An 18,082-nucleotide genomic window follows, 5' to 3' on the forward strand; every position below is an offset into this window, starting at 1 on the left:
GACGAAATGACCACGCACAATGAGGATGTCGTCGCCGCCCTGCGTACCGCACTCAAGGATAACGCGAGGCTGAAGCGGCAGAACCGGGAACTGCTCGCCGCGGCGCGCGAGCCCGTCGCGATCGTGGCGATGGCGTGTCGTTATCCGGGTGGTGTGTCGTGTCCGGAGGATTTGTGGGATTTGGTGTTGGCGGAGGGGGATGCGGTTTCGGGTTTTCCGACGGATCGGGGGTGGGAGGAGGATCTTTATGATCCGGATCCGGACCGGTCGGGGAAGACGTATGTGCGGGGTGGTGGGTTTCTGGATGATGTGGCGGGATTTGATGCTGAGTTGTTTGGGATTTCGCCGCGTGAGGCGTTGGCGATGGATCCGCAGCAGCGGTTGTTGTTGGAGACGTCGTGGGAGTTGTTGGAGCGGGGGGTGGGTGATCCGCGGTCGTTGCGGGGCAGTGCGACCGGCGTTTTCGTCGGCGGCGGGGTGTCGGGCTACGTACCGGATCTCGCCCGGACTCCGGAGGAACTCAGCGGATTTGCCATGACCGGCAACCTCAGCAGTGTCCTGTCCGGCCGTCTGGCTTACACCTTCGGCCTGGAGGGCCCGACGGTCACCATCGACACCGCGTGTTCGTCCTCGTTGGTGGCGTTGCATCTGGCGGCGCAGGCGTTGCGGCAGGGGGAGTGCTCGCTGGCCCTGGCCGGCGGCGTGCAGGTGGTCACCAACCCCGCGGGCCTGTTGGAGTTCGCCCGGCAGCGGGCTCTGTCGGCGGATGGTCGGTGCAAGGCGTTTTCTGATGCGGCGGATGGTTTCGGTATTGCTGAGGGTGTGGGTTTGGTGTTGTTGGAGCGGTTGTCGGATGCGCGGCGGAGTGGTCGTCGGGTGTTGGCGGTGTTGCGGGGTTCGGCGGTTAATCAGGATGGGGCGAGTTCTGGTTTGACGGCGCCGAATGGGCCTTCGCAGCAGCGGGTGATTCAGGCGGCGTTGGCGGGTGCGGGTTTGGTGGCGGGTGATGTGGATGTGGTGGAGGCGCATGGGACGGGGACGCGGTTGGGGGATCCGATTGAGGCGCAGGCGTTGTTGGCGACGTATGGGCAGGGTCGTGAGCGGCCGGTGTGGTTGGGGTCGGTGAAGTCGAATATTGGTCATGCGCAGGCGGCTGCGGGGGTGGCTGGTGTGATCAAGATGGTGTTGGCGTTGGGTGGGGGTGTGTTGCCGCGGACGTTGCATGTGGATCGGCCGTCGGGGTTGGTGGATTGGTCGGCGGGTCGGGTGCGGTTGTTGACGGAGGCGGTGGAGTGGCCTCGGGTGGAGGGTCGGGTGCGGCGGGCGGGGGTGTCGTCGTTCGGGGTGAGTGGGACGAATGCGCATGTGGTGTTGGAGGAGGGTGATGGGGTGGGGGTTGCGGGTTCGGTGTCGGTGTCGGGTGGTCCGGTGGTGTGGGTGGTGTCGGGTGAGTCGGTGGGGGGTTTGCGGGGTCAGGTGGAGCGGTTGCGGTCGTGGTTGGTGGGTGGGGTGGATGTGGATGTGGTGGGGGTGGCGCGGGGTTTGGCGGGGCGTGCGGGGTTGCGGCATCGGTTGGCGGTGGTGGGTGCTGGTCGGGAGGAGCTGCTGACCGGTCTGGAGGCGTTTTCGGTGGGTCGGCCGATGGCTGAGGTGGTGCGGGGGTCGGTTGGTGCCGGTGGTGGTGTGGTGTGGGTGTTTCCGGGTCAGGGTTGGCATTGGGTGGGGATGGGGCGGGAGTTGCTTGGGCAGTCGGCGGTGTTCGCGGGGGTGGTGGGTGAGGTGTCGGGGTTGGTGGAGCGGGAGGCGGGGTGGTCGGTTGTTGATGTGTTGGGTGGGGTGGTGGGTGCTCCGGGATGGGAGCGGGTGGATGTGGTGCAGCCGGTGTGTTTTGCGGTGATGGTGGGGTTGGCGCGGTTGTGGGAGTCGGTGGGGGTGTCGCCGGCGGCGGTGGTGGGTCATTCGCAGGGTGAGATCGCGGCGGCGTGTGTGGCGGGGGTGTTGTCGTTGGAGGATGCGGTGCGGGTGGTGGTGGGTCGGTCGGCGGCGATTTCGGCGTTGGCGGGTCGGGGGGCGATGGCGTCGGTGGGTGCGGGGGTGGGGGATGTTGAGGGTTGGTTGCAGGAGGTGGGTGAGGGTCGGTTGTGGGTGGCGGCGGTGAATGGGCCGTTGGCGACGGTGGTGGCGGGGGATCCGGATGTGGTGGGGCGGTTGGTGGAGTTTTGTGTGGGGCGTGGTGTGCGGGCGCGGCGTATTGATGTGGATTATGCGTCTCATTCGCCGCATGTGGAGGAGGTTCGGGAGTCGATTCTGGATCGGTTGGTGGGGTTGCGTCCTGGTGGGGGTCGGGTGCCGTTGTGGTCGACCGTGACCGGGTCTCAGTTGGCGGATGGGCGGTTGATGGACGCCGAGTACTGGTACACGAATCTGCGCAGCCCGGTCCGGTTCGACGAGGCCATCTCCGGGCTCCTGGATGAGGGGTTCCAGACGTTCGTCGAGATCAGCGGGCATCCCGTGTTGACCCCGGCTGTCGAGGACCGGATCCAGACCAGCGGTGTGCGCGCTTACACCGTACCGACCCTGCATCGCGACCAGGGTGACCTCCACCGCTTCCACACCTCTGTCGCCGAGGCGTGGACCCACGGCACGGCCGTCGACTGGACCGCCGTGCACGGCGACGAGACTCCGGCCGCGGAGCTGCCCACCTACGCCTTCGACCACAAGCGCTACTGGTTCACCCCGCATCCCGGAAGCGACGGTCCGCACGACACCGAGGACGCCGACTTCTGGAGCGTCGTGGAGCGCGGAGACCCAGACGAACTCGCCGTTCGTCTGGAGTTGCGGGACACAGACGACAAGGAGTCCATGATCTCGATGCTGCCCGCCCTCCGCGCGTGGCGGGACCGGCGACGCCGTCAGAACATGGTCGACGACTGGCGCTACCGGGTCTCCTGGACCAGGGCCACGATCGGCGACGCTCCCGTACTCGCGGGCACCTGGCTCCTCCTGGTTCCGGCGGGCCACACCGGATCCACCGCCGCCGACCTGGAGCCGGCCCTCAGCAAGGTCGGCGCGAACGTCCGGGTCCTGTCCGTCAACACCACTGTCCCTGACGTCCAGGGGATGGCCGAACAGCTCGGCGCGCAGATCCGGAACGTGGCCGGAATCGTGTCGCTGCTGGCGCTCGACGAGATGCCACAGCCTGATCACCCGGAACTCACCGCCGGAGTCGCCGCTACGGTGCTGCTTCTGCAAGCCTTGCACGCGGCCGAGGCGGAGGCCCCCGTGTGGTGCGTCACCTCGGGCGCGGTCGACACCGGGCCGGGCGACATCCTGACCAGCCCTCATCAGGGCGCGCTCGCCGGCCTCCTGCGCGTCGTCGACCTGGAGCGGGCCCGTCCGCTGTACCACGTCGACATCCCCGAGTCGCTCTCCTCCCGCGACCGCGCCCGGCTCGCCGCTGCGATCGCGAGCCCCGGCGGCGAGACCCAGTTCGCGGTCCGTTCGGCCGGCGTCATGGTTCCCAGGCTGGTGCGTATCCCTCGGGTGTCCGGCGCCCCGAGCCGGAAATGGGAACCGTCGGGCACCGCGCTGATCACCGGCGGCAGCGGCGCCCTGGCGGCGCACACGGCACGTTGGCTCGCCGGCAACGGCGTCTCCCGGCTCGTCCTGCTGTCCCGCCAGGGCCCCGAGGCGGCGAATGCCGATGAACTGCGTGCCGAACTGGAGGGGACGGGGGCCGAGGTCGTCTTCGCCGCCTGTGACGTCACCGACCGCGACGCGCTGGCCGCCGTGATCGACCGGATCCCGGCCGACCAGCCACTGACCACCGTCGTACACACGGCAGGCGTCCTCGACGACGGCGTGCCGATGGAGACCGCGACAGACCCGCTGCCGCGGCTCGCCAGGGTCATGGCGGCCAAGGCGAGCGGTGCGCGGCATCTGCATGAGATCATCGAGCACCGGCCGATCGAAATGTTCCTGCTGTTCTCCTCCGCTGCCGGGGTGTGGGGCAGCGCCGGGCAGGCCGCCTACGCGGCGGCCAACGCCTACCTCGACGCGCTCGCCCAGCACCGCCGGGCGCGTTCCCTGCCCGCCACGTCGATCGCCTGGGGCGCATGGGGAGGTGGCGGGATGCTCGACGACGAGGAGGGCATCGCCTGGCTGGGCGGCAGCGGAATGCGACTGATGGAGCCAGGGCAGGCTGTCGCCGCAATGCAGCGCACGATCGACCGGGACGAGACCGTTACCGTGGTTGCTGACATGGACTGGGCCCGGTTCGGGGAGGTCTACGTTGCAGCCCGGCCGCGGCCGCTGATCAGTGAGGTGGCGCGGCCGGCGATCCCGGGTGACGACCCGGACGAGTCCGCCGACCGACGACCGGAGCTGCTTCGACGGCTCGCGGAGCTACCTGCGCCGCGCCAGGAGGCGGCGCTTCTCGAACTGGTACGCGCCGAGGTGGCCGCTGTGCTCCGCCACGCCGACGACGGAGCCGTCGACCCGGACCGGTCCTTCCGCGAGGCGGGGCTCGAATCCGTCGCCGGGCTCGAACTCAAGAACCGGCTGAGCACCGCCACCGGCCTGCATCTCACCACGACCATCATCTTCGACCATCCGACCCCGCTCGCCCTGTCCCGCTACCTCAGGGGGCGGCTGGCCGGCGGCAAGACGATGTCCCCGCCCGAGCCGGTGGAAGTGGCGCGGCCCGAGGCGGCCTCCGCAGCTCCAGCGATCGAATCGGCATCGGACGAGGAGATATTCGCCATCATCGACAACGGCTGAGCCGCCCCCTAAATCAACACGCCGGCGATTAGGGGCGCGCGCCCATTTGCTAGGGGCTGACGCGATGAGTGCCGCGCTCATAGACTCGAATCGCTTTGTGGTAGAACGGCCTGGCATCCCAGTGAAAGGGCGATGACATGAGCGATCGGGTGGTGTTCCTTTTCCCCGGCCAAGGGGCATATCTGCCGGGGGTCTTCGCTCGCCTGGGGGTGGACTCCGGACGGATCATGAACTGTGTGGCCGAGATAGACGCCGCCGCCGAAGACTTCGGGTACAAGCCCGTCGAACCCCTGCTCTTCTCGTCTGACGCGCCCGCGCTGGGGTCGCTGTTGCGCTCCGACCACGAGCGCCTCGACGTGGCGACGCTCGCGACCTCGATCGCCTTCGCGCAGCTTCTCGAGGAGAAGTGGGAGATCCGGCCCGACCACGTCATGGGACACAGCCTCGGCGAGTTCGCGGCACTCGCCGTCGCCGGAGTCCTCACGCCGGCCGCCGCGACCAGGGCTGTCTGCGAGCGCCACGCCGCACTGCGCAAGGCGCCGCCGCCGCCGGGTGGCATGTTGGCCGTCAACGTCGGTCCCGTGCAGGCCAAGGAACTGATCGCCTCCGCGGGTGCACGGGCAGTTGCCGTCTCGGCACACAACTCGCCGGAACAGACGGTGGTCAGCGGCGACGAAATTGACCTGGCAAAGGTGCAGAACGCGGCGGAAAAGGCGGGTATTCGCAGATCCCGGCTGCGCGTCGCGAGTTCCTTCCACGTCCCGCAATTGACCGACGCGAGCGAATTGTATGCTGCGGCACTACGCACCATACCGAGGTCCGCACCCCGCGAGCGCGTCTTCTTCTCACACGGTCTGGGCCGTTACCTGACCGCGGCGGACGACATCGTCGACCTCATGGTGCGGGACATGATCCGGCCGGTGCGCTTCCACGAGGCCGTGCGTGCTCTGCACGACGACGGCGTGACGACGTTCGTGGAGTGCGGTCCGCTGGATATTCTGAACAGAATCGTGCCCGTGATCCTGCCGACAGCGATCACCGTGGCACCGCTGCGCCAGGTGCTGACCGCGGCCGAGCTGACCTCCCTGCTCGGGCCCCTGCTGCCGCAGGCCGCCGGCGACGCCGGCCCCGCCCAGGAGAAGGCCGACACGAGGTCCGTAACCCACACCGATGCGGAGATCCTCGAAACGGTACGGACCGTCTGCGCCGAACTCCTCGAGTATCCGGTGGAGGTGATCACCGACACCGCGGACTTCACTGCCGACCTCGGCGCCGACTCCCTGACCCTGAGCGAGTTGCTCGAACGTTCGCTTCAACGGTACGGCCTGGAGGACCGATTCCACGAGGGCGATCCGGCAGGATACTCCACGGTCGCCGAACTCGCCGCGTTCGTCGCTGGTCTGGTCCGGGAGCGCGTCGCCACCACGGCGGGACAACGGTGACTCCGGCATGAGTTCTCCGGGTCCGGCAGCCATCCCAGCACACGGTGACGGCGTGGCCGTGGTCGGAATGGGCATCGCCGTGCCGGGGGCGAGCGACCCGGAAGAGTTCTGGAAGCTGGTGTGCGGCGGCAGTCCGGTGTTCGACGAACCGCGACAACGTTATGCGCTGGAGAATTTCTGGTCGGCCGATGCGGATGCCCAGGACCGCAGCTACAGCCGGGTCTCGGGGTTCCTGCACAACTTCCGGCCGCATCCGCGGCTGGCGCGGGAGATCGCTGCCGGCACCTTCGACACCGGGGAGCAGAACCCCGTCTGGCTGCGCCACTGCCTCTTGCAGGCGGGTGACACCTGCACCGCCCGGGGGACCGACCGGTACGCGTACTACGTGGGCAGCAGCACCCTTGCCGGACAACGCACCGACGAGGCGGCCCTGATCGAGTCCGTCGCCCTGCATACCGCCGAGCACCGGCCTGGCGTCGGCCCCGCCGGCCAGAACGGGACGGACCGGGAGAGGCTGCGCGGTCTGCTGCAACGGCACTACGGGCACGGCGGCGCGACCCCGATGGACACCCTGCCGCACCGCGTCGCCCGTACCGCGGCGACCGGGCTCCTGCCCGACGACTGCGAGTTCGCCGTCGTCGACGCGGCCTGCTCCTCCTCGCTGTACACGATCGCGCTCGGCGCCAGGAGCCTTCTCGCCGGCGACTGCGACATCGCCTACTGCGGCGGGGTGTCGGGCGTCTCGCCGCGCTACAACATCACCTTCGCCAAGCTGCGCGGGCTGACCCGCAGCGGCGACGTCCGTGTTTTCGACCGGGACGCGGACGGGACCCTGTTCTCCGACGGAGCCGCCGTTGTGGCGCTCAAGCGTCTGGACCGGGCCCTCGCTGACGCGGACCCGGTGCTCGGCGTCCTGCTGGGCTTCGGCGGCTCGGCGGACGGACGGGGCACCGCGATCTACGCCCCCAATCCGAACGGCCAGCGTCGCTGTCTCGACCTCGCCTGGCGGGACGCCGGTGTGACCGCGGACGACATCGACTGGGTGGTCGCGCACGGGACGGGCACCACGGTCGGCGATGCGGTGGAGTTGCGGACGCTCGCGGACGCGTCGCGGCCGGTGACTCTCCGGTGCAGCTCCCACAAATCCCTGTTCGGCCACAGCGCGTGGAGTTCGGGAGCCGTGTCGGTGATCGAGCTGCTGATGGCGCTCCGGCAGGAGAAAATCCCCGCGCAGCACCGTTTCGCCGAGCCCGCCCCCGCCGCGGAGTCCGGCAGGGGCGTGTGCGTGCCCGTGGTCGAAACCCCCTGGCCCCGCGACGACCGGCGGTCCAGGATAGGGGGTGTTTCCGCGTTCGGCTTCGGTGGAACCAACGCCCACCTGTTGATTGGCGACCGGGCCCCGGCCGGCTCCGCCCGGTCTGCCGTGATCGGGGACAGCGACCCGGTGGTGCTCCTCGCCTGGACCGCTCATCTGCCCGGAGACCCGGACACCGAGGAACTGGCACGGTTCGTCCGCGGTGGTCCGGTTCCGGGCCCACGTACTTTCGGCGCAAGTTATCCCGCCCCGCCGTTCGAGGACATGCGGCTTCCCCCGCCCACGGTGCGCGCCACCGACCCGGCGCAGTTGATGGCACTGCGCACGATGGCGCTCTTCATCGCCGAGCACGGCGAGCTGTGGTCCTCAATGCGTGCCTCGACCGGAGTCGTCGCCGCCACCTCCGGGCCGCCGGTGTCCGGAGCGGACAACCTCGTACGGTGCTACGCCGCCGAGGTCGCCGACCTGCTCGACGGCGCCGACCGCACGGCGTTCGACGAATTCCTCAACGAGTTGCGGTCCACCACCCCGCCGACCACCAAGGACACGCTGCCCGGACTGCTGCCGAACATCATCGCGGCCCGGATCGCCAATCGGCACGACCTGGGTGGCGGCACGATGCTGACGGACACCGGCAGCACCAGCGGACTCACCGCCGTGCACACCGCTGTGCGGTTACTGGCGTGGCAGGAGCTGGACATGGCGCTGGTGCTCGGCGTCAGCCCCACGAGCAGACCTGATTTCGCCAGCCTGATCGGCGTCGACCCGGAGCGAGTCGCGGAGGGCGCCTTCCTGATGGCGCTGAGCCGGGAGTCCGTGGCGCTGGCACACGGTCTCGACCCCCTGGCCCGCCTCACCTCGACCTGGTCCACCACGCCCCACCCGCCGCACACCTCCCCGATCGGAAGCGGCCTGCAGGGGATGACCTTCCTCGGTGCCGACGGCGTCCTCGCCGTGCTCCGTGCGGTGTACGCCGGAGGTGACCACGCCGTGGTGGGTCCGAAATCCGACGAGGCAGGACCGGTCATCACGCTCTCTCCCACCGCCAAGGGTCATCCGACGACAAGGAACAGCCGATGAGCCAACTGCGCGACGCCGCGACCACCGACGACCCGAAGGCCATCGCCGGGTGCGAGGTTCCGGAGACCTTCCGCGCCGCGGTCACCCTCGCGGAGGAACAGCGGGCCCTGGCCGGCACGCCGGTCGACCAGCGTGACCCCCGCAAGACGGTGCACGTGCAGGAGGTGCCGACGCCGGCGCTGGAGCACGGCGAAGTCCTCATCGCGGTAATGGCCAGCTCGATCAACTACAACACCGTGTGGTCGGCGCTGTTCGAGCCCGTCCCCACGTTTCGGTTCCTGCGTACGCTCGGCCGGCTCTCGCCGGAAGGGGCGCGGCACGACCTGCCGTACCATGTGCTCGGCTCCGACCTGTCCGGAGTGGTGCTGCGCACCGGACCGGGCGTACGGGAGTGGAAGCCCGGTGACGAGGTGGTCGTGCACTGCCTGCAGCCGGACCTGCAGACCCCGGGCGGACATGACGACACCCTGCTCGACCCCGGCCAGCGGGTGTGGGGGTATGAGACGAACTTCGGCGGCCTGGCCGAGATATCGCTGGTCAAGGCGAATCAGCTGATGCCGAAACCGGCCCACCTCACCTGGGAGGAGGCGGCCTGCCTGGGAGTGTGCCTGTCCACCGCGTACCGTCAGTTGGTGTCGCACCACGGTGCGAACATGAAGCAGGGTGAGCGTGTCCTGATCTGGGGCGCCGCCGGTGGCCTGGGAGCGTTCGTGACCCAGCTGGCGGTCAACGGCGGGGCGATTCCCATCTGCGTCGTGTCATCCGCGGCCAAGGCCGAGCTGTGCCGGCGGATGGGGGCGGAGTTCGTCATCGACCGCTCCGCGGACAACTACACCTTCTGGGACGACCAGAACCGTCCGCGCCTCGGCGAATGGGGTCGCTTCCGCAGCGCCATCCGCAACCTGGTCGGGGACGACCCGGACATTGTCATCGAGCACCCCGGCCGGGACACCTTCGGCGTCAGCGTCATGGTGGTCGCCCGCGGCGGACGCGTTGTCACCTGTGCCTCCACCACCGGTTACGAGCACACCTACGACAACCGCTTCCTGTGGATGCATGTCAAGCGCATCATCGGGTCGCACATGGCGAACTACCGGGAGGCATGGGCCGCCAATGATCTGGTCGTACGCGGCAACGTCCACCCTGTGCTCTCACGGACCTATCCCCTCGACGCCACCGGCGATGCCACCCACGACGTGTCCCGCAATCTGCACCACGGCAAGGTCGGCGTGCTGTGCCTCGCCGGTCAGACCGGGATGGGCGTGCGCGACCACGAGCTGAGGGCCCGCAAGCTCGACCAGATCAATCTGTTTCAGGCTGGCTGAGGGTAGGGATGGAAGGGAGACGCGTGTGAGGGGCCCGATGGACTTCGGCGGCTGGGTGCGACGCTACCGGCAGGAGGACCCACGCGGCGAGCGGGATGCCGTCCGGCTCGTCTGCTTCCCGCACGCCGGAGCCGGGGCGAGCTGCTTCTTCCCCCTGGCCCGAATCCTGCCGTCCGAGATCGGGGTGCTCGGGGTTCAGTATCCGGGTCGGCAGGACCGGTACCGCGAACCGTGTATCGAGAGCATCCCGCTGCTCGCCGATCGCATTCACGAGGCGCTGTTGCCCCTCCTGGACCGTCCCTTCGCCCTGTTCGGCCACAGCATGGGAGGGTTGCTTGCCTTCGAGGTCGCGCGGCGCTGCGAGTCGGATGGCAACGCGCGGCCGTCCTGGGTGTGCGTGTCCGGCCGTCGCGCCCCGTCCACACACCGGGACGAGTGGATTCACCTGGAGGACGACGCCGGGCTGGTGCGGGAGATGCTCACCGTCGGCGGCACCGACCGGCGCCTGATCGAGGATCCTGACCTGCTCACCCTGATGCTGTCCGCCGTGCGCAGTGACTACCGCGCCGTGGAGACCTACTCCATCACCGCCGGGCCGCCGCTGACCTGCCCGATGACGGTGCTCACCGGGAAGGACGACCCCAAGGTGACCGTGTCGGAGGCACAGGAGTGGGCGGCGTTCACCACCGGTGGGTTCACGCTGAGGGTGTTCCCCGGCGGACACTTCTTCATCGACGATTGCCGCGCGGAGGTTGCCGGCGTCATCACGGACGCCCTGCGCAGCTCGCGCCTTGATTATGCGGGTTAGGGCCTGCGTCGAAGTCCGTCTCAGTGCCTGCGGGCCGGGGTGAGCACGTCGATCCGCGCGAAGGTGTAGGTGGAGCCACGGCGTCGATGAGCGTCTGACCGGTGGTGTCCTCGTCCGCGGGCCCGCCGGAGTGTCGACCTGCTCCAGGTCCTCTGTCTGCGCGTCCCCGTCGTCCGAGACGGGCGTCGTCATCGGCGTGAGCATGCGATCGAGCTGTGAGTCGAACCAGCATAGATCGACGATCCTCGCTTGACGGGAAGACCGAACTCGCTCTAGAGTTCCTCAGATAGACATGATACGTCATATGTACTGACGCCTCCGAGTCGAGGGGGATGGGCTCCGGTTCAACCTCGGTTGGTGCGCCGATCGCCCGGCGCCCCGCACCGGCGGAGTCCGAACCGCGGGTGGCGTCCGATACCCCGCGGTATGGCCCGCTCTCCGTGTCGAACTCCGATCCCGTTGGCAACGCTTGCGCCGAAAATGATGGAGGTGGTGGTTTAACACGGTGCCTGGTCATGGTCGACAATAGAATCTGTCGGGCCTCTTCCGCGTTTCTGGTCAGCTGCCGGGAATGCGATGGAGAAGTGCGGGCATTGATAGTCATGCGGGCCAGAGATCATGCGGCGGCCGGGCTCGGTATCGATGTTTCTCGCTTGAGAACGCGGTAACGATATGGCAATGTCATGTGGGTCAATGTTCAGCGTTCTCCGTCCCGGGCTCGTGCGGGCGGACATCCCATGCGGCTGGTGATGTTAGCGCTAACGCAGCGAGTCGGCTCGACTTCGAGAGGTGTGCATCCATGAAAGTCTTCACCCAATTGAGCGGTTCTTCCCGGGGGTGGCCGCGGACCAGAGCAATGCGGACCGTGGTCGTTGCCGGAATGCTGGTGGTCGCCACGTCGCTGGCGTTCCCCGGTACGGCCAGTGCGGGTACGACCCTGCGGGCGGCCGCGGCGGAGAAGGGTCGTTACTTCGGTGCGGCGGTGGCGACCGGGAAGTTCTCCAACAGCACCTACCTGACCATCCTGAACCGCGAGTTCAACAGTCTCGTGGCCGAGAACGAGATGAAATGGGACGCGACCGAACCCCAACGCGGGGTGTTCAACTACAGCGGCGGTGACCGCATCGTCAACCACGCCCGCGCCAACGGCATGACCGTCCGCGGCCACGCCCTGCTCTGGCACGCCCAACAACCCCGCTGGGCCGAAGGACTGTCCGGCACCGACCTACGCAACGCCGCCATCAACCACGTCACCCAGGTCGCCACCCACTTCCGCGGCCAGATCCACTCCTGGGACGTGGTCAACGAAGCCTTCGCCGACGGCGGCAGCGGCGGCCGACGCGACTCCAACCTGCAACGCACCGGCAACGACTGGATCGAAGCCGCGTTCCGCGCCGCCCGCACCGCCGACCCCGCCGCCAAACTGTGTTACAACGACTACAACACCGACGGCATCAACGCCAAGTCCACCGGCATCTACAACATGGTCCGCGACTTCAAAGCCCGCGGCGTGCCGATCGACTGCGTCGGCTTCCAGTCCCACCTCGGCACCACCCTGGCCAGCGACTACCAGGCCAACCTGCAACGCTTCGCCGACCTCGGCGTCGACGTCCAGATCACCGAACTCGACGTCATGCAGGGCGGCAACCAGGCCAACATCTACGCCGCCGTCACCCGCGCCTGCATGAACGTCACCCGCTGCACCGGCATCACCGTCTGGGGCGTACGCGACTGCGACTCCTGGCGCGGCTCCGACAACGCCCTGCTCTTCGACTGCAACGGCAACAAGAAACCCGCCTACGACACCACCCTCAACGCCCTCAACGGCGGGTCGACCCCGAGCCCGACCGGGAACCGGCTGCGCAACGAGGGGTCCGGCCGGTGCCTGGACGTCAATGGTGCCAGCTCAACAAATGGCGGACAGATGATCATCTGGGACTGCCACAGCAACGCCAACCAGCAGTTCGTCCAGAACGGACGGGCGCTGCAGGTGCTGGGCAAGTGCCTGGACGCTCCCCCCAATGCCGCCGCGGGTACCCAGCTGCAGATCTGGGACTGCAGTGGCGGCGCGAACCAGCAATGGGTCTTCAACGGCAACGGCACGATCAGCAACGCCCAGACCGGCTTGTGCCTGGACGTCAACGGTGCCGGCACCGCCAACGGTTCCGCCGTGATCGTGTGGAGCTGTCACGGCGCCGCCAACCAGCGGTGGGCAAGAGCATGACGACCAAGAGGTACGCCATCATCGTCGCCGGCTGATCGAGCGGTCCAGCCGGCAGAGCCGCAGATCGAAAGGCTGGCCCGAGGTCTCGGGCCAGCCTTTCGGGCCATCTGGTCCCCCGGGGCGGGACGGCCAGTCAGGCGCGCGATGGGGAGTTCCTGGGCGGTGAGCGCATCGGTCGGTTGCGCGGTCCGGCTGCACGGGTGCTCGCCGGTGGCGCGCAGCTCTCGGGCGGCCCGCGCGGCGAAGGCATCGGCACCCATGCCGGTCACCGGATCGTACGCGATGCGCAGTTGCTCCCGGGCGTCCTGCCGGCGACCCGGCGACGGGCCACCGACTCGGGGATGCCCGCCGCGGCCGCCCCGGAGGTGAAGCTGCCGTGGCCGCTGACGGCGAGGAAGGCCCGGCAGGCGGCGGCCACATCCACCCGCCGAACCTGTACCCGAAACGCTCTCGGCCGCCGAGACCGAAACTATCGGTCATTCACCGAAACTACCGCTTGCCATACCGGCAGGTTTCTGTAGCCTGAGATCCATCGATGAGTGTGAGCGGTAACACGATCTCGTGGCGGACGGGTCACGGGTGGGGCTGCTCATCGGCACTGACGATCGACCAAGGCCGGGACGGGCCGGGTCGGCACAACGCGGGAGCCCGTCCGCTCCTCACACGCCACCACCACCACCAGGAGGTACCGACAGTGCGAGAACACCCACACCAACCACCACCCTCGGGGGGTGCCCCTGCCGACCGAGCGCCCGCGGGCGCTCGGGGACGGCTGATCAAGCTCGCCGCGGCCGGGATGGCGACCGCCGTCGGGCTGTTCGCCCTGGTGGTCACCACCACCGGGTCGGCATCGGCCGCGGACAACCCGTACCAGCGGGGTCCGGACCCCACCCGGACCAGCGTCGCCGCCGAACGGGGCCCGTTCGCCAACACCTCGGTCAGCGTCCCGACCGGGTACGGCTTCAACGGCGGCCGGATCTACTACCCCACCGACACCAGCCAGGGCACCTTCGGCGCCATCGCCATCTCACCCGGCTACACCGCCCTGTTCTCCGCCGAACTGGCCTGGATGGGACCCTGGCTGGCCTCCCACGGCTTCGTCGTCATCGGCATCGAAACCAACAGCCGCAACGACTTCGACACCGCCCGCGGCACCCAACTCCTCGCCGCCCTGGACTACCTCACCCAACAGAGCCCCGTCCGCGACCGCGTCGACCCCACCCGCCTGGCCGTCTCCGGCCACTCCATGGGCGGCGGCGGCGCACTCAGCGCCGCCATCCGCCGCACCTCCCTCAAGGCGGCCGTCGGCATCACCCCCTACTCCCCGTCGCAGAACCTCGCCAACGACCGCGTACCCACCATGATCATCTCCGGGCAGGCCGACACCGTCGTCACCCCCTCCTACGCCCTCAACCTCTACAACAGCCTCCCGGCCACCACCGAAAGCGCCTACCTCGAAGTAGCCGGTGGCGACCACGGCTTCATGGTCGGCCGCTCCAACCCCGTCCTGATCCGCACCATGCTCCCGTTCGTCAAGATGTTCATCGACAACGACACCCGCTACAGCCAGTTCCTCTGCCCCCTGCTCGACAACTCCGGCGTGGTCACCTACCGCAGCACCTGCCCCCTGCTGCCCACCACGCCGCCGACCACGACGCCCGGCCCCACCGCCACTCCGACCACGCCGCCGACCACCCCACCGCCGACGACCCCACCGCCGACGACTCCGCCGCCGACGAGTCCGCCCGGTTCGGCTGGTCAGCTCGTGAACGCGCAGTCGAACCGGTGCGTCGACGTGCCGAACTCGTCCAGTAGCAACGGGACCCGGGTGCAGCTGTATGACTGCCACGGGCAGGCGAACCAGTCCTGGACGTACACCGCGAACAGGCAACTGCAGGTGTACGGCAACATGTGTCTGGACGCGGCGGGTTCGGGTAACGGCGCGGCGGTGCAGATCTACAGCTGCCACAGCCAGACCAACCAGCAGTGGAACCTGAACTCCAACGGGACGATCAGTGGTGTGCAGTCCGGGCGCTGCCTGGATGTCTGGAGCACGTCGAACGGGGCGCAGGTCCAGCTCTACGACTGCCACGGTCAGCCCAACCAACGGTTCAACCTCGTCGCGCGATGAGGCTCCGCCCGGTCCGGCTCGGCAGCCCCGAGCCGGACCGGGCTCGTCCTGCCTGAGCCGCTTCTCGCGGCGCGCGAACATTCGACATCGGATTGACGGTCGTCAGGGGAGTGTCTAGTGTAAAAATAAACAACTATCGATGGAGGGTGCTCGTGAGAAGAACCAGAGCGGTGCTGGCCGGGTTGGTCAGTGCCCTGTTCCTCGCGGTCGGCGGCATTGCCCTGTCGTCGCCGGCGTCGGCGGCGTCGCTGGTCGAGGTGACGAACTTCGGTAACAATCCGGGCGGCATGCGGATGCACATCTACGTGCCGGACAACCGCCCCGCCAGCCCGGCGATCGTGGTGGCGATGCACGGCTGCGGCGGTTCGGGTCCCGGTTTCTACTCCGGTAGTGAGTTCGCGTCGCTGTCCAACCAGTACGGGTTCATCGTCATCTACCCGTCCGCGATGCAGGAGGCCGGTTTCGGCAGGTGCTTCGACACCTGGTCGGCCGCGTCGAAGCGTCGGGGTGGGGGTAGTGACCCGGTCTCGATCGAATCCATGATCAACTACGCGCGGCAGCAACACAACGGCGACATCAACCGCGTCTACGCCACCGGCAGCTCATCCGGCGGCATGATGACCCAACACATGCTCGCCGTCTACCCCGACCTGTTCCAGGCCGGCGCCTCCTTCATGGGCGTGCCGTTCAACTGCTTCGCCAGCGCCGCCGACTACCCACCCGGCGGCTCCTGCACCAACGGCAGCATGAACCGCACCCCCCAGCAGTGGGGCGACCTCGTCCGCCAGGCCTACCCCGGCTACACCGGCCGCCGGCCACCCATCCAACTCTGGCACGGCACCAACGACACCCTCGTCCCGTACTCCCTGCTGCAGGAATCCGTCGAGCAGTGGACCAACGTCCACGGCCTGAGCCAGACCCCCACCTCCACCGACACACCCCAGGCCAACTGGAACCGCCGCCGCTTCGGCACCCAGGTCGAGGCATACGCCATCCAAGGCGCCGGACACAGCCTGCCCTCCACCGGCATGGCCCGCGCCGCCATCGGGTTCTTCGGCCTCGACCGCACCACCCCAACCACACCGCCCACCCCGCCGACGCCGACGCCCACGGCCACTCCGACGACCCCGCCCACCACGCCGCCGCCGACGACACCTCCGCCGACGAGTCCTCCGGGCTCGGCCGGTCAGATCGTCCACACGCAGTCGAACCGGTGCATCGACGTGCCCAACTCGTCGCGCAACAACGGCACCCGGGTGCAGCTCTACGACTGCCACGGGCAGACCAACCAGTCCTGGACGTATACCTCGAACAGACAACTGCAGGTGTACGGCAACATGTGTCTGGACGCGGCCGGTTCGGGCAACGGCGCGGCAGTCCAGATCTACAGCTGTCACGGCCAGACCAACCAGCAGTGGAACGTCAACTCCAACGGCACGATCAGCAACGTGCAGTCCGGGCGCTGCCTGGATGTCTGGAGCACCTCCAACGGGGCGCAGGTCCAGCTCTACGACTGCCATGGACAGACCAATCAGCGATTCAACCTCGCCGCACGATGATCATGCGCAGCTGATGCCCAACCTCGATCGAGGGTGTACGGATCCGAGCACCACAGGCGAGATCCGACCCACCTGAGACCGACCGGACGAAACGGGCGGGCCCGGCAGGACGCCGGGCCCGCCCACTCGCCGAGGCGGGCCGGGAGTTCCGCTGCTCAACCCGGCGCGGATGCCGGCGGCCGCCTGTCCGGCCGGCCGTACCGGCGCACGGCCCGCCGGGCCAGTGACATGCGGTGGACCTCCGACGGGCCGTCATAGATCCGGAACGGCCTGATCTCGCGGGCGATCCGGGCGACCGGCAGATCGGCTGAGACACCGGCTCCGCCGCAGATCTGGACGGCGCGGTCGGCGACGCGGTGCAGCGCCTCGGCCCCGAAGACCTTGGCCAGCGAGGTCTCCTCGCGACCGGCACCGCCGGCGTCCAGGACCCGGCACGCGGTGAGCAGCAGGGAGCGGGTCGCGGCGAGGTCGATCTCGTTGTCCGCGATCATGAGCTCGACCATCCCCTGCCGGGCGAGCGGTCCGCCGAAGATGGACCGCTCGCTGGCGTAGAGCACCGCGGTCTCGTGGGCCCGCTGGGCCGCGCCGAGCCACCGCATCACGTGGGTCAGGCGGGCCGGCCCGAGCCGGACCTGGGCGTGCTGGAATCCCCTGTCGACGGCACCGAGTACGTCGTCCGGCCCGACCCTGACGTCGACAAGGTCGAGTTCACAGTGACCGCCCAGCATTGACCTGTCCATTGTGGCCACATGTCGGACCACCCGGATCCCGGGCCGGTCCGCCGGCACCAGGAACATGGTGGCGCCGCCGGTGGAGTCCGGCTCGCCGCTGGTCCGGGCCATCACGATGAGGAAGCCGGCGCCGTCGGCGCCGGTGATGAACTTCTTGCGACCGTTGACCAACCACCCGTCGCCGTCGCGGCGGGCGGTCGTGCGCAGTGCGCCGGGATCCGAGCCGGCGCCGGGTGGCGGCTCGGTCATCGCGAAGGCCGAGCGCTGGTCCCCGCGGGCCAGGGGCGCGAGGTAGCGCTCCCGCTGCCGTTCGGATGCCACCCGGTCGAGCAGATGGAGGTTGCCCTCGTCGGGTGCGTTGATGTTGAGCGCCAGCGGGCCGAACAGGGAACGTCCGGCCGCCTCGAAGACCGGGGCGCGCTGCTCCATGCCGAGGCCGAGGCCGCCGTACCCGGGTGGCGCGTGCGGCGCGAAGACGCCCGCCGCGCGCGCCTTCTCCTGGAGGTCGATGCGCAGCCGCTCGCCGCCGGCGGCGGCGACGTCCCCGTCGAACTCGTCCTCGACCGGGTTCACATGTGTCTCGATGAAGGCGCGCGTACGCGCCACCAGGTCGTCGATCTGGCTGGTCATGGCCCCTCGCTTCCGGCGAATCGGGTCGGCGAGCTTGTGACGATCTCGTTGCGAAAAA

9 protein-coding genes and 1 pseudogene are annotated in these 18,082 nt (G+C 68.8%); 8 read left to right on the plus strand and 2 right to left on the minus strand.

The features are described 5' to 3' along the window. Nucleotides 1–6: 6 nt before the first annotated feature. The 6 genes from O7627_RS15190 to O7627_RS15215 all read left to right on the plus strand — a co-directional run bounded on the left by O7627_RS15190 (nt 7) and on the right by O7627_RS15215 (nt 12,973). Entirely contained in the window at nt 7–4,779 is a 4,773-nt protein-coding gene (locus tag O7627_RS15190) for a type I polyketide synthase (protein WP_278094152.1), read from the plus strand. 137 nt (nt 4,780–4,916) lie between these two features. Beyond that, nucleotides 4,917–6,221 (plus strand): acyltransferase domain-containing protein, encoded by a 1,305-nt coding sequence (locus O7627_RS15195; RefSeq protein WP_278094153.1) that lies wholly within the window; start codon nt 4,917–4,919, stop codon nt 6,219–6,221. 52 nt (nt 6,222–6,273) lie between these two features. Then, nucleotides 6,274–8,616, plus strand: coding sequence for a beta-ketoacyl synthase N-terminal-like domain-containing protein (locus O7627_RS15200; protein WP_278094154.1), 2,343 nt, complete (start codon nt 6,274–6,276; stop codon nt 8,614–8,616). Then, nucleotides 8,613–9,941 carry a crotonyl-CoA carboxylase/reductase gene (gene ccrA, locus O7627_RS15205; RefSeq protein ID WP_278094155.1) on the plus strand — a complete coding sequence of 443 codons (1,329 nt, stop codon included), beginning with the start codon at nt 8,613–8,615 and terminating at the stop codon, nt 9,939–9,941. The genes O7627_RS15200 and ccrA overlap by 4 nt, the downstream gene beginning before the upstream one ends. Nucleotides 9,942–9,966: 25 nt before the next feature. Then, the gene (locus O7627_RS15210) at nt 9,967–10,749 is read left to right on the plus strand and encodes an alpha/beta fold hydrolase (protein WP_278094156.1); all 783 of its coding nucleotides are present in this window, start codon (nt 9,967–9,969) and stop codon (nt 10,747–10,749) included. Nucleotides 10,750–11,605: 856 nt separating this feature from the next. After that, nucleotides 11,606–12,973 (plus strand): endo-1,4-beta-xylanase, encoded by a 1,368-nt coding sequence (locus O7627_RS15215; RefSeq protein WP_278094157.1) that lies wholly within the window; start codon nt 11,606–11,608, stop codon nt 12,971–12,973. 310 nt (nt 12,974–13,283) lie between these two features. On the opposite strand, the pseudogene O7627_RS15220 reads toward O7627_RS15215, so the two are convergent. Further along, nucleotides 13,284–13,397: pseudogene (locus O7627_RS15220) on the minus strand (LysR family transcriptional regulator); the annotation flags it as partial. 372 nt (nt 13,398–13,769) lie between these two features. On the opposite strand from O7627_RS15220, the gene O7627_RS15225 reads away from it, so the two are divergent. After that, nucleotides 13,770–15,104 (plus strand): ricin-type beta-trefoil lectin domain protein, encoded by a 1,335-nt coding sequence (locus O7627_RS15225; protein ID WP_278094159.1) that lies wholly within the window; start codon nt 13,770–13,772, stop codon nt 15,102–15,104. 152 nt (nt 15,105–15,256) lie between these two features. Then, on the plus strand, nt 15,257–16,663 hold the full coding sequence (locus O7627_RS15230; RefSeq protein WP_278094160.1) for a PHB depolymerase family esterase: 1,407 nt from the start codon (nt 15,257–15,259) through the stop codon (nt 16,661–16,663). A 155-nt stretch (nt 16,664–16,818) separates the two neighbouring features. Here O7627_RS15230 and O7627_RS15235 read toward each other — a convergent pair whose 3' ends face one another. Next, nucleotides 16,819–18,024: an acyl-CoA dehydrogenase family protein gene (locus O7627_RS15235; RefSeq protein ID WP_278094161.1), complete on the minus strand. Its 1,206-nt coding sequence runs from the start codon at nt 18,022–18,024 to the stop codon at nt 16,819–16,821. Nucleotides 18,025–18,082 lie beyond the last annotated feature (58 nt).

The organism is Solwaraspora sp. WMMD1047, assembly GCF_029626155.1.
Lineage (GTDB): Bacteria > Actinomycetota > Actinomycetes > Mycobacteriales > Micromonosporaceae > WMMD1047.

Bases quoted from the DNA above. Each gene is read 5' to 3' on its own strand.
- O7627_RS15190 (WP_278094152.1), top strand. From the start codon at position 7: ATGACCACGCACAATGAGGATGTCGTCGCCGCCCTGCGTACCGCACTC.
- O7627_RS15195 (WP_278094153.1), top strand. From the start codon at position 4,917: ATGAGCGATCGGGTGGTGTTCCTTTTCCCCGGCCAAGGGGCATATCTG.
- ccrA (WP_278094155.1), top strand. From the start codon at position 8,613: ATGAGCCAACTGCGCGACGCCGCGACCACCGACGACCCGAAGGCCATC.
- O7627_RS15215 (WP_278094157.1), top strand. From the start codon at position 11,606: ATGCGGACCGTGGTCGTTGCCGGAATGCTGGTGGTCGCCACGTCGCTG.
- O7627_RS15225 (WP_278094159.1), top strand. From the start codon at position 13,770: ATGGCGACCGCCGTCGGGCTGTTCGCCCTGGTGGTCACCACCACCGGG.
- O7627_RS15235 (WP_278094161.1), bottom strand. From the start codon at position 18,024: ATGACCAGCCAGATCGACGACCTGGTGGCGCGTACGCGCGCCTTCATC.